Origin of the sequence: Flavobacterium sp. W1B, from assembly GCF_047344965.1 — a bacterium.
In the GTDB taxonomy this organism is placed as follows: domain Bacteria; phylum Bacteroidota; class Bacteroidia; order Flavobacteriales; family Flavobacteriaceae; genus Flavobacterium.
Map to the genome: position 1 here is coordinate 2,878,972 of NZ_CP178845.1, position 20,863 is coordinate 2,899,834.

General features: G+C 36.5%; 21 protein-coding genes. 17 read left to right on the forward strand and 4 right to left on the reverse strand.

Features of this window, described 5'->3' with window-relative positions; all coding sequences use genetic code 11:
- Positions 1-25: 25 nt before the first annotated feature.
- The 12 genes from ACMDB5_RS12520 to ACMDB5_RS12575 all read left to right on the forward strand — a co-directional run bounded on the left by ACMDB5_RS12520 (position 26) and on the right by ACMDB5_RS12575 (position 10,803).
- A complete protein-coding gene (locus ACMDB5_RS12520; RefSeq protein WP_413998595.1) occupies positions 26-1,147 on the forward strand; it encodes a muconate/chloromuconate family cycloisomerase in 1,122 nt (373 codons plus the stop codon).
- A gap of 2 nt (positions 1,148-1,149) precedes the next feature.
- On the forward strand, positions 1,150-1,440 hold the full coding sequence (locus ACMDB5_RS12525; RefSeq protein ID WP_413998596.1) for a muconolactone Delta-isomerase family protein: 291 nt from the start codon (positions 1,150-1,152) through the stop codon (positions 1,438-1,440).
- A gap of 27 nt (positions 1,441-1,467) precedes the next feature.
- Entirely contained in the window at positions 1,468-2,400 is a 933-nt protein-coding gene (locus ACMDB5_RS12530) for a dioxygenase (RefSeq protein WP_413998597.1), read from the forward strand.
- Positions 2,401-2,530: 130 nt separating this feature from the next.
- The gene (locus ACMDB5_RS12535; protein WP_413998598.1) at positions 2,531-3,877 is read left to right on the forward strand and encodes a Rieske 2Fe-2S domain-containing protein; all 1,347 of its coding nucleotides are present in this window, start codon (positions 2,531-2,533) and stop codon (positions 3,875-3,877) included.
- 11 nt (positions 3,878-3,888) lie between these two features.
- Positions 3,889-4,374, forward strand: coding sequence for a benzoate 1,2-dioxygenase small subunit (gene benB, locus ACMDB5_RS12540; protein ID WP_413998599.1), 486 nt, complete (start codon positions 3,889-3,891; stop codon positions 4,372-4,374).
- 11 nt (positions 4,375-4,385) lie between these two features.
- Positions 4,386-5,384, forward strand: coding sequence for a benzoate 1,2-dioxygenase electron transfer component BenC (gene benC / locus ACMDB5_RS12545; protein WP_413998600.1), 999 nt, complete (start codon positions 4,386-4,388; stop codon positions 5,382-5,384).
- Positions 5,385-5,396: 12 nt separating this feature from the next.
- On the forward strand, positions 5,397-6,182 hold the full coding sequence (locus tag ACMDB5_RS12550) for a 1,6-dihydroxycyclohexa-2,4-diene-1-carboxylate dehydrogenase (RefSeq protein WP_413998601.1): 786 nt from the start codon (positions 5,397-5,399) through the stop codon (positions 6,180-6,182).
- A gap of 120 nt (positions 6,183-6,302) precedes the next feature.
- Positions 6,303-7,082 (forward strand): 3-oxoadipate enol-lactonase, encoded by a 780-nt coding sequence (pcaD, locus tag ACMDB5_RS12555; protein ID WP_413998602.1) that lies wholly within the window; start codon positions 6,303-6,305, stop codon positions 7,080-7,082.
- A 6-nt stretch (positions 7,083-7,088) separates the two neighbouring features.
- Positions 7,089-8,435 carry a 3-oxoacid CoA-transferase gene (locus ACMDB5_RS12560; RefSeq protein WP_413998603.1) on the forward strand — a complete coding sequence of 449 codons (1,347 nt, stop codon included), beginning with the start codon at positions 7,089-7,091 and terminating at the stop codon, positions 8,433-8,435.
- A gap of 49 nt (positions 8,436-8,484) precedes the next feature.
- The gene (locus ACMDB5_RS12565) at positions 8,485-9,018 is read left to right on the forward strand and encodes an FUSC family protein (protein ID WP_413998604.1); all 534 of its coding nucleotides are present in this window, start codon (positions 8,485-8,487) and stop codon (positions 9,016-9,018) included.
- Positions 9,019-9,023: 5 nt separating this feature from the next.
- Positions 9,024-10,232, forward strand: a complete 1,209-nt coding sequence (pcaF, locus tag ACMDB5_RS12570) for a 3-oxoadipyl-CoA thiolase (RefSeq protein WP_413998605.1) — start codon at positions 9,024-9,026, stop codon at positions 10,230-10,232.
- 34 nt (positions 10,233-10,266) lie between these two features.
- On the forward strand, positions 10,267-10,803 hold the full coding sequence (locus ACMDB5_RS12575; protein ID WP_413998606.1) for a TetR/AcrR family transcriptional regulator: 537 nt from the start codon (positions 10,267-10,269) through the stop codon (positions 10,801-10,803).
- Positions 10,804-11,154: 351 nt separating this feature from the next.
- Here ACMDB5_RS12575 and ACMDB5_RS12580 read toward each other — a convergent pair whose 3' ends face one another.
- Positions 11,155-11,844, reverse strand: a complete 690-nt coding sequence (locus tag ACMDB5_RS12580; protein ID WP_413998607.1) for an SIMPL domain-containing protein — start codon at positions 11,842-11,844, stop codon at positions 11,155-11,157.
- A 58-nt stretch (positions 11,845-11,902) separates the two neighbouring features.
- Entirely contained in the window at positions 11,903-12,541 is a 639-nt protein-coding gene (locus tag ACMDB5_RS12585; protein WP_413998608.1) for a rhomboid family intramembrane serine protease, read from the reverse strand.
- Between the two features lie 109 nt (positions 12,542-12,650).
- Here ACMDB5_RS12585 and ACMDB5_RS12590 point away from each other — a divergent pair, with 109 nt between their 5' ends.
- The gene (locus tag ACMDB5_RS12590; RefSeq protein ID WP_413998609.1) at positions 12,651-13,526 is read left to right on the forward strand and encodes a lysophospholipid acyltransferase family protein; all 876 of its coding nucleotides are present in this window, start codon (positions 12,651-12,653) and stop codon (positions 13,524-13,526) included.
- 138 nt (positions 13,527-13,664) lie between these two features.
- A complete protein-coding gene (locus ACMDB5_RS12595; RefSeq protein ID WP_413998610.1) occupies positions 13,665-15,230 on the forward strand; it encodes a protein adenylyltransferase SelO in 1,566 nt (521 codons plus the stop codon).
- A gap of 71 nt (positions 15,231-15,301) precedes the next feature.
- Here the strand turns inward: ACMDB5_RS12595 and ACMDB5_RS12600 are convergent, their stop codons facing one another.
- Complete coding sequence (locus ACMDB5_RS12600; protein ID WP_413998611.1) at positions 15,302-16,786, reverse strand: aminotransferase class V-fold PLP-dependent enzyme; 1,485 nt, start codon at positions 16,784-16,786, stop codon at positions 15,302-15,304.
- A gap of 408 nt (positions 16,787-17,194) precedes the next feature.
- Between ACMDB5_RS12600 and ACMDB5_RS12605 the strand changes: the two genes are divergently transcribed.
- The 3 genes from ACMDB5_RS12605 to ACMDB5_RS12615 all read left to right on the forward strand — a co-directional run bounded on the left by ACMDB5_RS12605 (position 17,195) and on the right by ACMDB5_RS12615 (position 19,171).
- The gene (locus ACMDB5_RS12605) at positions 17,195-17,485 is read left to right on the forward strand and encodes a hypothetical protein (protein WP_413998612.1); all 291 of its coding nucleotides are present in this window, start codon (positions 17,195-17,197) and stop codon (positions 17,483-17,485) included.
- Between the two features lie 221 nt (positions 17,486-17,706).
- Complete coding sequence (locus tag ACMDB5_RS12610) at positions 17,707-18,090, forward strand: hypothetical protein (RefSeq protein ID WP_413998613.1); 384 nt, start codon at positions 17,707-17,709, stop codon at positions 18,088-18,090.
- A gap of 55 nt (positions 18,091-18,145) precedes the next feature.
- Entirely contained in the window at positions 18,146-19,171 is a 1,026-nt protein-coding gene (locus tag ACMDB5_RS12615) for a TQO small subunit DoxD (RefSeq protein ID WP_413998614.1), read from the forward strand.
- Positions 19,172-19,282: 111 nt separating this feature from the next.
- Here the strand turns inward: ACMDB5_RS12615 and glmM are convergent, their stop codons facing one another.
- Positions 19,283-20,686, reverse strand: coding sequence for a phosphoglucosamine mutase (glmM, locus tag ACMDB5_RS12620; protein ID WP_413998615.1), 1,404 nt, complete (start codon positions 20,684-20,686; stop codon positions 19,283-19,285).
- Between the last annotated feature and the right edge of the window lie 177 nt (positions 20,687-20,863).

Genomic DNA, 20,863 nt, shown 5'->3' on the forward strand with positions numbered 1-20,863 from the left:
GAAATTAACATTTACAGCTATTAAAATGGAGTATCCCCTTATTGAAAAAATCGAGACTATAATTGTTGATTTACCAACAATCCGTCCACACCATCTTTCTATGGCAGTGATGAGAAGTCAGGCCATGGTTATTATTCGTTTGATCTGCAGCGATGGAATTGAAGGAATCGGAGAATCGACCACTATCGGCGGAATTAGTTATGCCGATGAATCGCCAGAAGGAATAAAACTGAACATTGACACCTATTTCAGCCCGCTATTGGTTGGGAAATCTGCCACACAAATCAACGCATTAATGAAGATGCTTGATAAAAACGTCTCGGGAAACAATTTTGCCAAATCAGGAATTGAAACAGCGCTGCTCGACGCTCAAGGAAAACGTTTAGGCGTACCGGTTTCGGCATTATTTGGAGGTGCTATTACTGACACTTTACCTGTTTTGTGGACGCTTGCCAGCGGAGACACCCAAAAAGACATAGACGAAGCACACCTATTAATAAAGGAAAACCGCCATAATACGTTTAAACTAAAAATTGGCCGCAACGATCCGAAAATTGATATCGCTCACGTGGCTGCCATCAAAAAAGCGGTGGGTGAAGATATAAAAGTAACGGTAGACGTGAACCAAGCCTGGAGCGAACAAGTGGCAAAACGCGGCATTCAAAAATTACAAGATGCAGGTATCGATTTAATTGAGCAACCCATTATAAAAACCAATTTTGAAGGATTAGCGCGTTTAACCCAATACTTCGAAGTTCCAATCATGGCTGATGAAGCCGCAGGAACTGTAGTTGATGCTTTCAAATTAGCTAAAATTCATGCAGCGAGTGTTTTTGCTTTAAAAATCTCAAAATCAGGTGGCTTAACCAATATACAACACCAAGCCGCGATTGCTCTAGGAGCCGGAATATCGCTTTACGGCGGAACCATGTTGGAAGGAACCATAGGAACATTGGCTTCGGCACATATTTTTGCCTCGCTTCCAAATCTTGATTGGGGAACGGAACTTTTCGGCCCCTTACTTTTAACCGATGACATCGTAAAAAAACGCATTGTTTACCAAAATAACGTAATGGAAATTCCTCAAGGTCCTGGATTGGGGATTGAATTAGACATGAATCAAATTGAAAAATACAAACGAAAATAGCTATGTTATATTTAGTAGAAATGGATGTACACATCCCTGAATCCTGGAATGAAGAAAAACTACAGGATTATATCACAAGAGAAAAAGCCTGTTCCCAAGGACATCAAAAATCCGGAAAATGGGTGTATTTATGGCGCGTGGCAGGACAATATTCCAATGTCAGTGTTTTAGATGTGGAAAGTCCAGATGAATTGCACAAAATTATCAGTTCATTGCCGCTGTTCCCTTATATGACAATCAATGTAAAAAGTTTATGCAAACATCCGAATGCTGTTCGTGAAACAATGCTTTAAAAAATAGAAAAACAAAAAAATATTACTATGAAAAGAATGGATCAGGCAGTGATAGATGCCGCAATAAGGGAAATAACTGCACCAGAAAAAGAAGGAAAAGGAAACGAGAGAGTTAAAGAGATTGTAAATCGTCTTGTAAAAGATTTATTCAATGCAATGGCCGACTTAGACATCACTTCTGAAGAAATGTGGAAGGCTTGCGATTTCTTGACTCAAATAGGACAAAATAACGAGTGGGGATTAGTATATGCCGGTTTAGGAATCGAGCGTTTCATCGATGTAAAAATGGATTGGGAAGATGAACAAGACGGAATTGAATTGAAAACGCCTCGTACAATCGAAGGTCCTTTATATGTGGCAGGAGCTCCAGAATCGAAATCATACGCCGAATTGGAAACAGTTCCAGAACCCAATAGCGAAAGATTATACATGTCCGGTGTAGTTCGCGATGAAGAAGGAAACCCAATTGGAGGTGCTAAAGTGGAAATTTGGCACTGCAATTTAAAAGGCTTGTATTCTATCTTTGATTCCTCACAGCCGGAATATAACCTACGTCGTACAATCATTACCGGAGAAGACGGAAAATACGAATTCAAATCGTTCGTTCCTGTAGGTTATAGTTGTCCTCCAGGCGGATCAACTGATACATTAATGGCTTTGTTAGGACGTCACGGATCTCGTCCGGCACACATTCACTTTTTTGTGACCGCACCAAATTACAGAAAACTAACAACGCAAATCAATATTGAAGGAGATCCATTAACCTATGACGATTTCGCATTCGCAACGCGTCCTGAATTGGTTCCTCATATCGTTCGCAAATCAATTGAGGAAGCCAAAGTAGCTGGTAAAGATGAAGCGCATGCAGCTATAGCATTTGATTTTAATATGGTTCACGATAATGCCGAACTTGTTCCGGGAGAAAACAAACGTAGCAGAAGAGCTTCTAGCGCAAAATAATAAACTTCAATTATTCCTTCTAAAGAATCGCATTCCTTTTGACTGCGATTCTTTAAAACCAATTAATATTTAGATTCTTTCCGCATTGATTGAACAACCTGAAAAGGATTTACTACTAATAATTAAGAACATGAACAACCTCACAAAAGAGTATATAGACGGTTTAGTGGTTGACGATAAAGAAGCTGGACAGTACAAACACAATCGTGAATCCTTTACCAATCCAGATCTTTTCGATTTGGAAATGAAAGCAATTTATGAAAACAATTGGGTTTATTTAGCACACGAAAGTCAAATTAACGAACAAAATGATTATTACAGCACCTATATTGGGCGCCAACCAATCTTTATATCCAGAAACAAAGAAGGCGTTTTAAATGCTTTAATCAACGCATGTTCTCACAAAGGAGCTATGTTGTGCCGCCACAAAAAAGGGAATAAAGCGACATTTACTTGTCCTTTTCATGGTTGGACATTTAACAATTCTGGTAAATTACTAAAAGTAAAAGACCCTAGAGATGCCGGATACCCGGATCAATTCAATTCTGAAGGTGAGCTTAATTTGAAAAAAGTGGCCCGATTTGAATCTTACAAAGGTTTCCTTTTCGGAAGTTTGAATCCAGATGTACAAGCGTTAGAAGATTATTTGGGAGATACCAAAGTCATCATTGATCAAATGGTTGATCAGGCTGAAAATGGTTTGGAAGTTTTAAAAGGAAGTTCATCGTACGTATACAACGGAAACTGGAAACTGCAAATTGAAAATGGAGCCGATGGTTATCACGTAAGTTCCGTTCACTGGAATTATGTGGCAACTATGGGGCGTCGTAATTATGAAAAAGAAGGAACAAAAGCTGTCGACGCCAACTCTTGGTCCAAATCGGTAGCTGGAGTATATGGTTTCGAAAATGGACATATTTTGTTATGGACCCGAAAATTAAATCCGGAAGTAAGTCCAAATTTCCAATACAAAGACCAATTAAGTGAAAAGTATGGTGAAGATAAAGCGGATTTCATGATTAATTACACCCGAAATTTAGCCATTTATCCAAACGTATTTTTGATGGATCAGTTTTCGACTCAAATCCGCGTGGTTCGACCAATATCGGTTGACCAAACAGAAGTAACGATTTATTGTTTTGCTCCTAAAGGAGAAGATCCAGAAGCAAGAGCTACACGTATTCGTCAATACGAAGATTTCTTCAACGTAACAGGTATGGGAACTCCAGATGATTTAGAAGAATTTCGTTCTTGCCAAATAGGTTATAACGGTATCGCTTTAAAATACAGTGATATGAGCCGAGGTGCTAAACATTGGATTTATGGTCCTGACGAAAACGCGATAAAAATGGGCATAAATCCAAAATTAAGCGGAATTAAATCGGAAGACGAAGGTTTGTTCCTGATGCAGCATGAGTATTGGCAAAGCGCTTTAAAAAAAGCTATTGCCGAGGAAGAAAAAACCACAACCGTTTAATTTTCAAAAAAATGACAGATTATAACAAAATACTAGCCTTTTTATACAAAGAAACCCGCTTTCTTGACGATAAACAATGGGACGAATGGTTGAAATTATACCATGAGGATTGCGAGTACTGGATGCCTGCTTGGACCGATGAAGATGAACTGACGCAAGATCCTCAATCCGAAATTTCGTTGATTTATTATCCAAATAAAGGAGGTTTGGAAGATCGCATTTTTCGCATCAAAACCGAAAGATCATCGGCTTCTATGCCGGAACCCAGAACAGCGCATAACATCACTAATATAGAAGTTTTTGAAGAAACCGAAACGGAAATTAAACTGCGTTTCAACTGGCATACCAACAGTTTTCGTTACCAAACATTAGATCAATATTTTGGAACCTCATTTTATACTTTGTTAAAAGTAGAAAATTCGTTTCAAATCAGCAACAAAAAAATAATTCTTAAAAACGATTATATCCGTCAAGTTTTGGATGTATATCACGTTTAATTTACACAAATATGGCAAAAATTGCATTGAATTTTGAAGATGGCGTAACGCGCTTTATCGAAAGCAATCCAAACGAAACTATAGCAGAAGCCGCCTATCGCGTGGGAGTTAACATTCCTCTTGATTGTGCCGACGGTGCTTGTGGTACTTGTAAATGTTTATCAAAATCTGGAACTTTTGATCCGGGAGATTATATCGAAGAAGCTTTATCTGATGACGAAGCTGCTGAGGGTTACGGTTTGGCCTGCCAAATGCGTCCTGAATCGGATATGGTTGTCGATATTTTGGCAAGTTCTGAAGCCTGTAAAGTAGCTGCTACAATGCACGAAACTGAAATTACCGCTATTGAGCTTCTTTCGTCAGAAATTGTAAAGCTGAAAGCTAAAATTTCTGATGGTAGCAGCATCAATTTCTTAGCGGGACAATACGCACATATTGAAGTTCCAGGTTCAGGACTAACGCGTTCGTATTCATTTAGTTGTTTGCCTGACACCAATGAAATGGAATTTTTAATTCGTTTAATTCCAGATGGTTTAATGAGCAATTATTTGAGAGATGTTGCAAAAGTGGGCGAAAAACTAAACATTACAGGGCCTATCGGAAGTTTCTATAGTCGCGAATTCACGAAACCAACGCTTTTATTTGCTGGTGGAACTGGAATTGCTCCTTTTATTGCCATGTTAGAAAAATTGGCAAAAGAAGGAAATAATCAAGATGTCCAATTATTTTATGGTGCTACAACGGCAGAGAATGTGGTAGAATTGGATCGTATCCATGCTTTGGGGACTAATCTAAAAGTGTACACTTGTACGTCTAACGAAACGGTAGACAATCATGCCCCTGGTTTTGTTACCCAATGGATTAATAAATCAGTATTGACGGCTGATGTTTACGATGTTTACATTTGCGGACCCAACGCAATGGTAGAAGCGGTTAAAACTTCATTAGAAGAAAATCAAATAAAACACTCCAATTTCTATACTGAAAAATTTGTTCCTACGGGAATCTAAAAAAAACTTACCATGATTTTTCATAATAGATTTAAAGATAAAGTAGCCATAATCACCGGTGCTGCACAAGGCATTGGTAAAGGTGTGGCCGTACGAATAGCGAACGAAGGTGCCAAAACCGTTTTGGTGGATCGCTCTCCCGTGGTTTTAGAAATTGCGGAAGAACTTAAAAAACAAGGATTTGATGTTATTGCCGTTCAAGCGGATTTAGAAACCTTTGAAGGGTTTCAAAAAGTTGCGCAACAAACCATCGATGCTTTTGGAAAAATTGAAATTCTCATCAATGTCGTCGGCGGAACCATTTGGGCAAAACCTTTCGAAAGTTATCAAGAAGATGAAATTATTAAAGAAATAAATCGTTCGCTTTACCCAACTCTATGGGGTTGCCGAAGCGTTTTACCCGCGATGATTGAAAATGGCGGTGGGGTTATCGTAAATGTTTCATCGGTAGCAACGCGCAGTGTGAACAGAGTTCCTTATGCCGCGGCAAAAGGCGGTGTAAATGCAATAACGGCTTCATTGGCTTTTGAACAAGCTGAGAATAATATTCGTGTTGTTGGTGTTGCTCCAGGAGGAACAGAAGCACCTCAACGCATTATTCCAAGAAATGAAAACCCTCAAAGTGAAGAAGAAAAACTTTGGTACCAGCAAATCGTTGATCAGACGAGAGAATCCTCTTTGCAGAAAAAATACGGCACTATAGACGATCAAGTGGCAGCTATTTTGTTTATGGCTTCCGATGAAGCAAAATATATTACGGGCTCAACCCTTGCGGTTGCAGGAGGCGATTTAGGATAAAATTACAATACTTTTTATAATCGCGACTTAGAGCAACAGTAACTATCAGAAAAACAGTAACTTTATATAAAGCCTTATTGTGTCGTAAAAACTGATTTTTAAACAATAAACAACAAAAAAATGTCTTTAGTTAAATTATCCAACTTTGAATGTCATTACGAATTTGAAAATTTCGGTCATGATGAGGTCATCCTCTTTTCTAATTCATTAGGAACTGATTTTTCAATGTGGGAAAAACAAGTAGATATCCTTAGTCACCATTATAATATTTTACGTTATGATACTCGCGGTCATGGTTTAAGTACAAATGACAAAGAGGAACTAACGATTGCCGAATTAGGGCAAGATATCATCGAATTATTAGATTATCTGAAATTGGAAACCGTTACATTTTGTGGTCTTTCAATGGGTGGTTTAATCGGCCAATGGTTAGGAATTAATCATCCTGAACGGTTTGATAAAATTATTATTAGCAACACTGCCGCTAAAATCGGAACTGCTGAAGGATGGAATACCCGTATTAAAGAAGTTACGGAAAATGGTTTGGCTAGTATTACAGATGGTACGGCGCTTCGTTGGTTTACTGCAGATTTTAGAAAAGATAATCCAAAAGAAGTTAGCGACATTTTAGAAAAATTTGCCAAAAATGATGTAAAAGGATATTGCGCCAACTGTGCCGCCGTGCGCGATGCCGATTTTAGAGATCAATTACAAAATTTAGAAGTTCCAACCATGATAATCAGCGGTCTTCAAGATGAGGTAACCACTGTGGAGGATGGAAAATTCATGGCAAAAAAAATACCAAATTCCCGTCACTTTGAGATAAATGCAGCGCACTTATCAAACGTTGAATTATTTGAGGAATTTTCAAAATATATCATTTTCTTCAAACAACATTAAAAAAACATGAAAAAAGTACCACAACTAAACTTAAAAGAAGCTGCCGCTTTGGTAAAAGACGGCGATACCTTATTACAGGGTGGATTCGGAATGACAGGAAACCCTGTTCACCTGATGCACGCTTTAGCAGAAACCAATACAAAAAATTTAACTTTCATTGGAAACAATGTAGGTGAAGTAGGAATTGGTGGTGGAAGATTATTACGAAATGGACAGATTAAAAAGATGATTGGTTCTTTCTTTACCAGTAATCCCGAAGCTGTAAAAGCGGCTCAAGATGGTGTTGTAGAATATGAATTAATTCCACAAGGAACTTTAGCCGAAGCTTTACGTGCTGGAGGTGCAGGAATCGGTGGTTTTTACACGCCAACGGCCGTTGGAACTCCAATTGCAGAAGGAAAAGAAACGAAAGTAATAGACGGTGTTGAACAACTTTTTGTAAAAGGAATTCGTGGCAACGTTGCTTTCATTCGTGCTTGGAAAGCCGATACGGCAGGAAATTTAGTGTATCGTATGACCGAACAAAACTTTAACCGTGCGATGGCTACGGCAGCAGATTTGGTCATTGTAGAAGTAGAGGAAATCGTACCGGAAGGAAGCATCGATCCCAATGAAGTGCATACACCGGGTTGTTTTGTAGATTATTTGGTTCAAGCAACACTTACGATTGAAGATTTGGGTTCATCTGCATCCGTGGGAAAAGGTAAAAAAGTAAGCGAAGACCGTTTAAACATGGCCAAACGCGCACTTAAGGAACTTAAAAAAGGGGATGTTGTAAACTTAGGAATCGGTATTCCGACTTTAGTCGCCGATTTTATTACGCCTGAAGCAGGAATTATTCTTCACACAGAAAACGGAATGTTGGGCGTTGGTCCAGAACCAGAAGATGGAGGTGGGGCAATGAATTATCCTGTAAATGCTGGAAAAATTCCGATCACGGCACTTCCCGGAAGCAGTTACTTTGACAGTGCTGAATCTTTCGCAATGATCCGCGGAAAACATGTTGATATTGCTATCATGGGCGGCCTAGAAGTAGACGAGAATGCAAATTTAGCGAATTGGGCCGTTCCGGGTCAACCCCTTTTAGGAGTGGGTGGTGCTATGGATTTAGCGTCTGGAGCTAAACGTTTGATTATTACTATGAATCATAACAATAAAGACGGAAGTTCTAAAATTGTTCCAACATGTAAATTGCCGTTAACCGCATTAAATAATGTAGAGATGGTGATCACGGATTTAGCCGTTTTTAAATACATCGACAAAAAACTTACCCTGATTGAATTGATGCCTGGAGCAACTCTAGAAGAAGTACGAGAGAAAACAGAAGCGAATTTCGCAGAACAATTATCATAAATCATAAGGGCAGAAATTAAAAATCTGCCCTTTAGTTTCTTATTAATCAATGATAAACAAAGTTATTAAATACTGCATTGGTTCCGATTTGATTATTTATGTCATTAGATGCATCATCGGTTTTTTAATAGGATATCAATTGTATTTACAATTACCTGAATATGAACTTTATTGGACCTTACTATCCATTATCCTGGTAATATCGCCCGAAGCTAAAGATTCTAAGCGATTAGCTATTGAAAGATTTAAATCCAATTTGATAGGTTCTGGAATCGGATTATTTTGTTTTTTCATTCATGCCCCAAATGTTTATATTATTTTAATAGGCATACTATTATCGATTTCCGTATGTTATTATTTTAAACTGATGAATGTAGCGCGGACTGCAATTGTTGCCTTGCTTATAGTATTAATTCACGAGCAGCAACAACTCACTTGGCTTACTGCCGTTGAACGATTTATGTCTGTTGCCTTAGGATGTTTTATCGGATTAACCGTTACTGTTACCACATCCTTTATTATTAATTATTTGAGAAAAAAAGCAAATCTTCCGCAAGAAGAAAGCATAAATTTAAAAAAATAAAAATTATGAATACTGAAGCTTATATCATAGATGGAATCAGAACACCAATCGGAAGTTTTGGAGGTACACTTTCTGCCGTTAGAGCAGATGATCTGGCTGCCATCACCATCAAAGAATTAGTTACAAGAAACCCAAACATTCCCCAAGAAGCCATTGATGATGTTATTCTGGGATGCCATAATCAAGCCGGAGAAGATAATAGAAATGTGGCTCGCATGGCCAGTCTATTAGCGGGTTTACCCATAACTGTTCCAGGAGAAACTGTTAACCGTTTGTGTTCATCCGGAATGTCTGCAATTATTCATGCCTCTCGTGCCATTAAAGCAGGCGATGGTGATATCTTCATTGCAGGTGGTGTAGAACACATGACACGAGGTCCTTTAGTAATTTCGAAACCATCTAAGGCATACGGAACCGATTCTAAAATGGAAGATTCCAGTTTCGGATGGCGTTTTGTGAATCCAAAAATGAAAACTTCTTATGGAGTAGATCCGATGGGAATCACTGCCGAAAATTTGGTGGATATGTACAATATCAGCCGTGAAGATCAGGATCTTTTTGCATATACTTCACAAATGAAAGCTGTAAAAGCACAGGAAAACGGAATCTTAGCAAAAGAAATTTTCACCGTAACTATTCCACAACGAAAAGGTGAACCCTTAGAATTTACCAAAGACGAATTCGTAAGAGCGTCTACTACTGTAGAAACTTTAGCAAAACTCAAACCTGCTTTCAAAACAGAAGGAAGCGTAACAGCAGGAAATGCTTCGGGTTTAAATGATGGTGCCGCGGCAACTTTCATCGCTTCTGGAGCAGCAGTTGAAAAATATGGTTTAAAACCGATTGCCCGTATCGTTAGTTCAGCAGTTGTAGGTGTAGAACCAAGAATTATGGGAATTGGTCCAGTTCCTGCTACACAAAAAGCATTGAAAAAAGCAGGTTTGACTTTGAATGATATGGACATCATCGAATTAAACGAAGCATTTGCCGCACAAAGTTTGGCTTGCACACGAGCTTTAGGTTTAGCCGATGACGATGCAAGAATAAACATAAATGGTGGTGCAATCGCTTTGGGTCACCCGCTAGGAATGTCAGGAACCCGTATTGTCTATACGGCTGCGCTTTCATTGCAACGTACAAACAAAAGATACGCTCTTGCAACCATGTGTGTTGGTGTTGGACAAGGTTATGCTGTAATTATTGAAAGAGTTTAAACACCGAAACATTCCATAAGCTAACAATTTATAAATGAGTAAAAGGCAAGACATACTTGATGCTGCATCGCGACTTTTCACAGAAAACGGGGCAAGAGCCACTTCCACAAAATCAATCGCTGTGGAAGCGGCAACTTCCGAGGCTTTGATTTTTAAGTATTTTGGCACCAAAGAAAGATTGTTAGAGGAAATCATTAAAAAGGGATATCAGGAAGCGGCCAAAACTATTTTGCCAAACCTAAATGAAAAAGATGCCTTAGCTTATATTTTAAAAATTATTGAAATCCCTCGGATTTTAGTAGACGCAAACCCTATATTCTGGAAAATGCAGTATAAAATTATGGGGCTTAATGCAATATCTCAAAAGTATCATGACAACTTCATGAGACCTTGCTTTGAGCGCTTAGAACAGTCATTCTCAGAATTAAAGTATGAGAGTTCAGAATTAGAAGCTCAACTTCTTTTAATATATATTGACGGTATGTGGCGTCATTTTGCGAGACTACAAGAAGATGTTAAAAAAGAAGAAGAACTAACCAAACTCATGAAACAGAAATACAATAAAAAATAATTTTCTAGATTATATTTATAATCTGGTCAACTAAAAAAATCCGTCCAAAAAGTAATTTTTAGACGGATTTTTTTGTTTTTCTATTTTGACATTAAGTATAAGCGGCAATTACAAGCAACTTTGATAGTGCCTGTTTACAAACCAATTCCTATTATGCTCTTGGAGGTGTTCCTTCAGCGTTTGCTACAGCAACATCTATTTGGACTAAAGCATCTTTAAGTACGGAATTTAAACAAACTACACCCTGGTTAACATACTTAAAATCAGTTATTTATACTGTTGGTTATTTCATAAAAAAATCCCCTCTCATTTTAAAAAATGAGAGGGGATTTTACATTATTTACCTTGATTTTATTCTAAAATAAAACTCACACTTACATTTGCTGTAATAGTAATTTCACCAGCAGCCAGTGTTTCTCTTGGTGCTGAGCTATCACTCATTTCCATCGTTTTCATTCTCGCATAAACGGGCTGTGGATAATAACTTTGTGAATTATCCGATATTGTCATCGCTCGACCTATTTTTTGCCCTAAAACAGACACGTAATCGGTTGCTTTAAGCTTTGCGTCTTTCATCGCTAATTTTCTAGCCTCAGATTGGTATTCGGCTAATTTAGAAGATTGAAAAACCACATTATCAATTCTATTAATTCCTTGACTAACTACGCCATCCATCAATTCATCATATTTAGACAAATCTCTCAATATAATTTCAATAGTTTGTGTCGCATTGTAACTGCTTTTCTTTTTTTCATAATCGTATTGTGGATTCAATGAAACGCGTTGGGTTTTATAATCCGCCGGATTCAGATCCATCTTTTTAATCAATTTAAGAACTGCCTCCATTTGTTGGTCATTTTGCTTTTTTACATCTTTTGCATTATTCCCTTTAGTTTCAACAGTTACAGTTATGGTGGCTTGATCCGGAACAACTTTTATTTTCCCTTCGCCAGCTACGCTTATTTGCGGAATTTGTTTCACCTCTTGTGCATTGGACAGACTCACAAATAGCACGGATAGAATTAGTAATACTTTTTTCATTTTGATCTATTTTAAAATTAAGTTATTTTGTTTTACTATTCTTTCAAAAGTTGTGCCATTAAATTTTTCCTTTTTTGGCCATAACAAAAAGAACAACGATGGGAATAGTCAATAATACTACCATAAATGTATGTTCAACCAATAACTGCGGATAAGTCACCAAAGTAATCAGATAACCTCCTATGGCACCTCCAAAATGTGCTGTATGTCCTATATTGTCATTTTTTGTTTTCATTCCATAAATAGAATAAAGTAAATAAAGAATTCCGAAAAGATAAGCAGGTATAGGAACTATAAAAAACAAGCCCAGCATCATATTAGGCTGTAACAATATAGCCGAATATAAAATCCCTGTAACAGCTCCCGAAGCACCTACGGCACGATAATTATAATCGTTTTTATGAAATACAATTGTCAACAAACTTCCAAAAATCAAGCTTCCAAAATAAATAATTACAAATGAAAGACTGCTTAAAAGTTGAATAACAACTGGCGCAAAAAAATAAAGTGTAATCATATTAAAGGCTAAATGTGCTATATCGGCATGAAGAAATCCCGATGATAAAATTCGAATTTGTTCGCCCGAACGAACGCTTCCCATATGAAATTCATATTTTCTAAAAAAAGAAAGATCGTTAAATCCTTTAAAGCTAATAAGTACATTTGCAATGATTATTGCAATCAAAAAAGTATTCATAAAATATATTTATTGTTTAGGGTAAATGTAATCAATCTCTAAGACTCAACTAGCAAGACTTTAAAATTTATAAGCATTTTTGAATTATCTTTGCAAGAAAAATTAACTCATGCAATTTCTTGTTTTTATTATAATTTATCCATTGTTATGGATTGTCTCTATACTTCCATTTCGTATTTTATATCTATTTTCTGATTTTCTCTATCTTTTAATATATTATGTCATTGGCTATCGTAAAAAAACGGTTAGAGCTAATCTGGCTATGACTTTACCTCATCTTAGTGACCAAGAACGTCTTATAATTGAGAAAAAATCCTATCACCACTTATGCGATATGTTTCTCGAAATGGCCAAAACTATGACCATTTCATCTAACGAAATGAATAAGAGATTTGTAATTAAAAATATTGAAGTCATCAAAGACTATGAAAAAAAGGGAAAAAGTATAATGCTTTTGGCTTCACATTATGCAAGTTGGGAATGGCTAATTACGCTAAACCAAAAAATATCTTTTGGCGGTGTAGCCGTTTATAAAAAAATAAACAATAAATATTTCGACAGACTTGTCAGAAAAATTCGTTCTAAATACAACACAGAACTCGTTGTAACCAATAAAACAATTCCGTTGATTGCCGAGAATCAAAAAAATGGAATTCTATCCCTGTATGCATTAGCAAGTGACCAGTCTCCGGCAGGACATAGAATATTCCATTGGGATCATTTCATGGGAATTGAAGTTCCTGTACATACCGGCCCCGAAATGTTATCAAAAAAATACGATCTCAATGTTCTTTTTGTAAAAGTAAAAAAAGTAAAAAGAGGCTATTACGAAGCTACTTTGGTTCCAATTACGGATGATGTAAAATCAATTCCTGATTTTGATATCACCCATACTTTTATACGTGAAGTTGAAAAACAAATCGAAGAAGCCCCTGAATATTATTTCTGGACCCATAAAAGATGGAAACACAGAAAAAAAGAGTAAACACTTAAAAATCAAATACAATCATAAACCCGATATTAAAATTATCGGGTTTTCTTTTATCAAAAAACTTGATTAAGCTTTAATTAACAATTGCTTCCCGTAAATTTCACTAATTTTGATACTAATATTCCAAGAAAAATGAACTTAAAAATCAATAATAGATTTAGTACCGAATTACCCGCAGACATTGACGAGTCTAACACAACACGTCAGGTTCGTAACGCCTGTTTTTCTTACGTAACTCCCAGAATACCTTCAAATCCAAAATTAATTCATTATTCTGATGAAGTTTTAGAAATGCTTGGTATCTCAAAAAAGGAGGCGGAATCCCCTGAATTTACAAATGTCTTTTCCGGAAAAGAAATAATAGAAAATTCACGTCCCTATTCTATGAGTTATGCGGGACATCAATTTGGAAATTGGGCGGGACAATTAGGAGATGGCAGAGCCATTATATTAGCAGAAGTAGAAAATAAGGAGCAAGTTTATACCTTACAACTAAAAGGAGCCGGAATGACGCCTTATTCCCGAACAGCAGATGGATTGGCTGTGCTTCGTTCTTCCATTCGTGAACATCTTTGTAGTGAAGCCATGTATCATTTGGGCGTTCCCACTACCCGATCTCTTTCGTTAATTCTTACTGGTGATCAGGTATTGCGTGACATAATGTACAACGGCAACCCAGATTATGAAAAAGGCGCCGTCGTTTGTAGAGTGGCGCCGTCGTTTATTCGTTTTGGGAATTTCGAACTTTTTTCGTCTCAAAATGACCTAAAAACATTGAAATTACTCACTGATTTTACCATCAAATATTATTTCCCGGAAATTAAAGGAACTGCCAAAGAAAGCTACATTCAACTTTTTAAGGCTGTTGCCGATAAAACTCGTGAAATGATCGTACACTGGCAACGTGTAGGCTTTGTACACGGAGTAATGAATACTGATAATATGTCTATTTTAGGACTTACGATAGATTATGGCCCATACGGATGGTTAGAAGATTATAATCCAAATTGGACTCCCAATACAACCGACCGACAAAACCGACGCTATCGTTTTGGCAACCAACCCGAAATAGCACTTTGGAATTTATACCAATTAGCCAATGCCTTATATCCTTTGATTGAAGAAGCCGCTCCACTAGAATCAATATTAGAGAGTTATAAAACGCTTTATGAAGCCGATTATGAAAACATGATGCGAAGCAAATTAGGCCTGTTTACAAAAGCAGAAAATGACAATCAACTGATTCACATCCTAACCGAAAATCTACAACTCACAGAAACAGATATGACCATTTTCTTTAGAAAATTAAGTCAAATCAAAAAAGAAGAATCCGTTGAAAATGCGTTTTTGCACATTTATGAATCCTTCTACAAAACGGAAGAAATCACAGAGCAACTGAAAGATTCTTGGTTGTATTGGTTTACCCAATATTTAAACAGATTACAACAGGAATCGACGACTGACGAGGATAGAAAAGTAGCAATGAATACCGTGAATCCAAAATATGTATTGCGAAATTATATGGCACATCTGGCTATAGAAGCCGCCGATAAAGCCGATTATTCTATAATTGAAGAATTGCATCAATTATTAAAAAATCCGTATCAGGAACAAATAGAACAAGAAAAATGGTTTGCCAAAAGACCCGATTGGGCCAGAGATAAAATTGGCAGTTCCATGTTATCTTGCAGTTCTTAAAATAGATATAAACAAAAAGCCCTTTAACTATCTTAAAGGGCTTTTTTGCATCAAATCGATTTTATTTTGGTTTACGAAAACCATTTTTCCACTAATTCATCTTCCAAAGGCTTTGCTTCTTTGTGTACAAACTCGTTCGTGTCTTTATTATAGGTATAATCCAAAGCCCAAATTTTGTGATTTTCAGCCAATGCTTTAATGCTATTGCAAACCATTTCAATCTCGGCAGTAGTCGTTGTAGGATGGATTGACATTCTGATCCAACCCGGTTTTCTCAATAATTCTCCTAAGGTTATTTCTTTGGTAAGTTGATTTGATGTCGCCTGATCTACGTGCAATAAAAAGTGTCCGTAAGTACCAGCACAGCTGCATCCGCCACGTGTTTGAATTCCGAATTTATCATTCAATAATTTCACACCTAAATTGAAATGTAAATCATCAACATAAAAAGAAATCACACCTAAACGATCTTGGTGTTGACCGGCAAGAATTTTAATATTGGAAACCTGTCCCAATTCTGAAAAAATATAATCCACAATTTCGTGTTCTCTTTTCAGTATGTTTTCAATACCCATTTGCTCTTTTAATTGAATAGCAAGCGCGGTCTTTATTACTTGCAGGAAACCTGGTGTTCCACCATCTTCTCTGTCTTCAATGTTGTCAATGTATTTGTGTTCTCCCCAAGGATTCGTCCAGCTTACCGTTCCTCCTCCAGGACAATCCGGAACTAAATTTTGATATAATTTTTTATTAAAAACCAAGATACCGCAAGTCCCTGGTCCGCCAAGGAATTTATGTGGAGAAAAGAAAATCGCATCCAGATAACTTTCCGGATCTTTTGGATGCATATCTATTTCTACGTATGGTCCCGAACAGGCAAAATCAACAAAACAAAGTCCATTGTGTTGGTGCATTATTTTTGCCACATCGTGATAAGGCGTTCTGATACCGGTAACATTAGAACAAGAAGTAATCGAAGCAATTTTAAAACTTCTGTCTTTGTATTTCTCTAACAACACTTCTAAATTTTCAAGACTGAATAATCCGTCTTCTGCAGAAGGAATAACCTCAACATCGGCAATGGTTTCCAACCAAGAAGTTTGGTTCGAATGGTGTTCCATGTGCGAAATAAAAACAACTGGTCTTTTTTCGGCCGGGATAGTAACATAATCGTTTAGGTTTTCAGGTACTTTTAGTCCTAAAATACGTTGAAATTTATTGACAACCCCAGTCATACCGGTACCATCAGTAATAAGAATATCATCAGCGTTAGCATTAACATGGTCTTTTATGATATGACGCGCTTTATGATAGGCTTTAGTCATTGCCGTACCAGAAATGGTAGTTTCGGTATGGGTATTGGCCACAAAAGGACCAAACTCGTTCATTAATTTTTCTTCAATGGGACGATAAAGACGACCACTGGCTGTCCAATCGGTATAGATTATTTGTTGTGGTCCGTAAGGCGAAACAAAGTCCTGATTTATTCCTATGATATTCTTTCGAAACTGCTGAAAGTATTGCTCTAATTCTGTGGTAATTGCTGTGGTAGTCATTGTTATTGTAAATTTGATTTCAAAGATATAGCTTTTTACGGATTTTACAATTTTAGGAAAACCACTAGGCCTTTTACCTTCATTAAAACAAAGCAGTAAATTCTAAAATGGCATTAGGTGCTGGAGCAATTAATAGAAGTAATAAAAAACAATGTCATTATTCGATAGAACAAACTAAATTCAACTGAAAGCAACAAAACAAAAAATCACATTAACTTTATTTTCAGATAATTACATTTTTTAATACTTAATTTTATGTCTATTACTTTTCAAATAACACTTATCAATAATTAGTATTTAATACTAAAAAACACTTCGCAATTATTTCTGTGTGGAGACCAGAAGCCACAATAAAAAACGGGGCGAATTCGAAAAGCCAAATGAGTAGAAAAGTAAAAAACTACAAAAATGGAAAACAAGAAAAAAGTTATGGTACAAATTGACTTTCCTGGCATGTCTGTAAAGGAATATGATCAAATATGGCAAGATCTTCGCAATGCAGGTTTTCAAAACCCAAAAGGATTGATTCACCACCTAGGAGCTCCGACAGATAAAGGAGTAAAAGTGGTTGATGTTTGGGAAAGTGTAGAAAAATTCAAAGAATTTGGAAGTACATTAATGCCTGTTCTCAATAAACATGGTATCAAAGAACCAGAAGCTGTTATTTTACCTTTACACTATGAATATAAAGGAACTTAATATATTAATTTTGATAAAAAAATCAGGGTGGATTATGCCTTTAGACTACTCCACCCTAATTGTCTTTTTTTATTTAATATCTAATTTTAGCTTAAATTCTAAATCCTTTTCTGCTTTCTGGTTCGATTTCCAAAATTAAGACGTAATTTCCCCAAAATATTGAAGCCAGTAACAATGAGGCTTTCTATTAAAAAGCAAAGACCTATAAAGATTGAGAATAGATGAACAAACTACTAAAAATAAGCAACTTTAAAACAATAGCCATTTTGCTATTTGCTTTATTTTTATTGATTGCTCCATGTTCTGTTCGAAATTATTTCGAAACCCAATTAGGAATCGAAAATACCCAAACACTCAATAGAAATAAAACAACCATACTACAATCAAACGTATGTAATGTTTGGGAAAATCCGCTACAAAAATCAATTACCGAGAAGTACAAAAAGGACGTAAAAAACGAATGTATTCCAATTATAGGAAGTGCTAATTTCAAATTATTTTCTTTTGAAATTCAGAATGATATCCCTTATATCAATCTTGGAGAAAATCTAAAAACAGCCCTTCCCTTCTATATTTTATATAAAAGATTAAAAGTCATGCTTTAACAAAACCAAATTTGTTTAAATCATAACTATTCTTTTACTATAAAATTTTAAAAAAATGCAAGACCATAAATTATTGCAGTCCTACACTACGGCAGGGCTGTTCACATTGTCATTACGACTTGTTGTCGGATGGACCTATTTTTCGGCCTTTTGGCGAAGATTGATTTTGGAGAATAAATTAGATCCTGAAGCTGCAGGATATATCGGAGAAAAATTCAATCATTTTTTACCCAACGCCCTGGGAATAAAACCAATGATTGAATATCTTGTAACCAATCCAGAATCTTTATGGTGGGCAATGGCTATATTTACAATTGTTGAAGCCATTGTTGGATTGTTCCTGATGTTAGGTTTATTTACCCGACTAATGAGTATTGGTGTTTTTGGTTTAGCAATGGGAATTTTGCTAGGATCCGGCTGGCTTGGAACAACTTGCTTGGACGAATGGCAAATTGGTATTCTTGGTATAGCCTCCGGATTTACGTTGTTTTTGTCTGGTAGTGGAAAATATTCATTGGATTATTATTTATTACAAAAACAATCCAAAATCACTGCTTCCCCATTTTTTAGTTGGTTGGGTTCCGGCATACTTCCTATTCGATTCAATCTATTGCACAAGATCGTTTTTTCAGGTTCTTTTTTGATATTATTGCTGACTTTATTTACCAATCAATACTTTCACGGAGGTGTTTGGGGTACTTTACATAATAAATCAGTGAAGCCAAAAATTGAAATTCAAGACACCAAAATAACAAATCAAACACTCTCTTTTCAAGTATTCCGAACGGAAGGTGCTGATGTCTATGGTTCTTTTTTAATTGGGATTCAAGTCACTGATGTCAAAGGAAATATGATTATCGAATTAGACGGAAAAGCACTTTCAAAATTCCCAAAAGAGCAAATAAAAAACATTTATGTAACCAAAGTAAAAAATGGAAAGCATAGCATGATAATTCCTTTGGGCGCTAAAGCAATTCTGTCTATCAAGGATGAAAAATTATCCCTTTTACCCAAAGGCGAGTACAATTTGACTTTGATTGATATTAGCGGAGCAACTTGGTCGTCCTCTTTTGTAAAATAAAAACTTGGTAAAATACAAAGCCGCTTTTTACAAAAGTGGATTAACCCAAAAAACAAACCCCTTTCAAAGTTGAATTTGAAAGGGGTTTTTAAATTTTAAGAATAGCTGTTTTTAGATTCCTGCTATCACTTTTATTTCATCAATAATACGAAGTGCAAGAGCATCTGCTTGTGCTTGCGAAGGTGCTTCGGTATAGATACGGATAATTGGTTCCGTATTCGATTTTCTTAAATGCACCCAGTCATTGGCAAAGTCAATTTTCACTCCATCAATAGTTGTGATGTCTTCATTTTTATATTTCTCGGTCATAGCAAGCAAAATTGCATCTACATCAATTTGTGGAGTCAACTCGATTTTGTTTTTGCTCATATAATATTCCGGATAAGAAGCACGCAAGGCCGAAACGCTCATTTTTTTGTTGGCCAAATGGGTCAAGAACAAAGCAACACCCACCAAACTATCGCGACCGTAATGCGACTCTGGATAGATGATTCCGCCGTTTCCTTCTCCGCCTATGATGGCATTATTCTTTTTCATCAATTCCACAACATTCACCTCACCTACGGCACTAGCTTCGTAATTTCCGTTGTGTACTTTTGTAACATCACGCAAAGCGCGGGAAGATGACATGTTAGAAACAGCATTCCCCGGAGTTTTACTCAACACATAATCAGCACAAGCTACCAAGGTATATTCTTCGCCAAACATTTCACCGTCTTCACAAATGAAAGCCAAACGATCTACATCAGGATCAACCACAACGCCTAAATGCGCTTTTTCCTTAACCACCAATTCTGAAATGTCGGTAAGGTGTTCTTTCAAAGGTTCTGGATTGTGTGGAAAATGTCCGTTAGGCTCACAGTAAAGTTCGATCACTTCAACACCCATCATTCTCAGCAATTTTGGAATGATAATTCCTCCTGATGAATTTACGCCATCAACTACCACTTTAAATTTTGCCGCTTTTACAGCTTCAACATCTACCAAAGCTAAGTCCAATACTTCATCGATATGAATATCCATATAGGCATCATTTTCGGTGATTTCGCCTAAGCTATCCACATCCGAGAAATCGAAAGCTTCAGCCTCAGCGATTTTAAGAATCTTTTCACCTTCAATACCGTTAAGAAATTCCCCTTTTCCGTTTAATAATTTTAAAGCATTCCATTGTTTTGGATTGTGCGAAGCGGTAAGAATAATTCCTCCATCGGCTTTTTCAAGCGGAACGGCAACTTCCACAGTTGGAGTCGTAGACAAACCCAAATCAATCACATCAATTCCTAAACCAATCAGCGTGTTTATCACCAAATTATGAATCATAGGCCCAGATATACGAGCATCACGACCTACAACTACCTTTAATTTATCCTCTCTGCTAATTGAAGGATCTAGGCTGTTTTTAAGCCAAGTTCCATAAGCCGAAGCAAATTTAACCGCATCAACCGGTGTAAGGTTATCTCCTACTTTCCCTCCTATTGTCCCTCTAATTCCTGATATCGATTTTATTAAAGTCATCTTTTGTATTTAATATTTTTTTAAAATTTCGAATCACAAATATAGCTAAAGTAGCTTGGTTGCAAAGAAGCAAAACAGCAAAATTTTCGATGTAATTTCGTAAAGTATGTTAAAAAGCTTTTTTCTATATTTACATTCTACAAAAGACTCTTCGCCTTTGTGGATTAAATAAAAAGA

Coding starts and splice junctions, on each gene's coding strand:
- ACMDB5_RS12520 (WP_413998595.1), top strand. CDS start 26: ATGGAGTATCCCCTTATTGAAAAAATCGAGACTATAATTGTTGATTTA.
- ACMDB5_RS12525 (WP_413998596.1), top strand. CDS start 1,150: ATGTTATATTTAGTAGAAATGGATGTACACATCCCTGAATCCTGGAAT.
- ACMDB5_RS12530 (WP_413998597.1), top strand. CDS start 1,468: ATGAAAAGAATGGATCAGGCAGTGATAGATGCCGCAATAAGGGAAATA.
- ACMDB5_RS12535 (WP_413998598.1), top strand. CDS start 2,531: ATGAACAACCTCACAAAAGAGTATATAGACGGTTTAGTGGTTGACGAT.
- benB (WP_413998599.1), top strand. CDS start 3,889: ATGACAGATTATAACAAAATACTAGCCTTTTTATACAAAGAAACCCGC.
- benC (WP_413998600.1), top strand. CDS start 4,386: ATGGCAAAAATTGCATTGAATTTTGAAGATGGCGTAACGCGCTTTATC.
- ACMDB5_RS12550 (WP_413998601.1), top strand. CDS start 5,397: ATGATTTTTCATAATAGATTTAAAGATAAAGTAGCCATAATCACCGGT.
- pcaD (WP_413998602.1), top strand. CDS start 6,303: ATGTCTTTAGTTAAATTATCCAACTTTGAATGTCATTACGAATTTGAA.
- ACMDB5_RS12560 (WP_413998603.1), top strand. CDS start 7,089: ATGAAAAAAGTACCACAACTAAACTTAAAAGAAGCTGCCGCTTTGGTA.
- ACMDB5_RS12565 (WP_413998604.1), top strand. CDS start 8,485: ATGATAAACAAAGTTATTAAATACTGCATTGGTTCCGATTTGATTATT.
- pcaF (WP_413998605.1), top strand. CDS start 9,024: ATGAATACTGAAGCTTATATCATAGATGGAATCAGAACACCAATCGGA.
- ACMDB5_RS12575 (WP_413998606.1), top strand. CDS start 10,267: ATGAGTAAAAGGCAAGACATACTTGATGCTGCATCGCGACTTTTCACA.
- ACMDB5_RS12580 (WP_413998607.1), bottom strand. CDS start 11,844: ATGAAAAAAGTATTACTAATTCTATCCGTGCTATTTGTGAGTCTGTCC.
- ACMDB5_RS12585 (WP_413998608.1), bottom strand. CDS start 12,541: ATGAATACTTTTTTGATTGCAATAATCATTGCAAATGTACTTATTAGC.
- ACMDB5_RS12590 (WP_413998609.1), top strand. CDS start 12,651: ATGCAATTTCTTGTTTTTATTATAATTTATCCATTGTTATGGATTGTC.
- ACMDB5_RS12595 (WP_413998610.1), top strand. CDS start 13,665: ATGAACTTAAAAATCAATAATAGATTTAGTACCGAATTACCCGCAGAC.
- ACMDB5_RS12600 (WP_413998611.1), bottom strand. CDS start 16,786: ATGACTACCACAGCAATTACCACAGAATTAGAGCAATACTTTCAGCAG.
- ACMDB5_RS12605 (WP_413998612.1), top strand. CDS start 17,195: ATGGAAAACAAGAAAAAAGTTATGGTACAAATTGACTTTCCTGGCATG.
- ACMDB5_RS12610 (WP_413998613.1), top strand. CDS start 17,707: ATGAACAAACTACTAAAAATAAGCAACTTTAAAACAATAGCCATTTTG.
- ACMDB5_RS12615 (WP_413998614.1), top strand. CDS start 18,146: ATGCAAGACCATAAATTATTGCAGTCCTACACTACGGCAGGGCTGTTC.
- glmM (WP_413998615.1), bottom strand. CDS start 20,686: ATGACTTTAATAAAATCGATATCAGGAATTAGAGGGACAATAGGAGGG.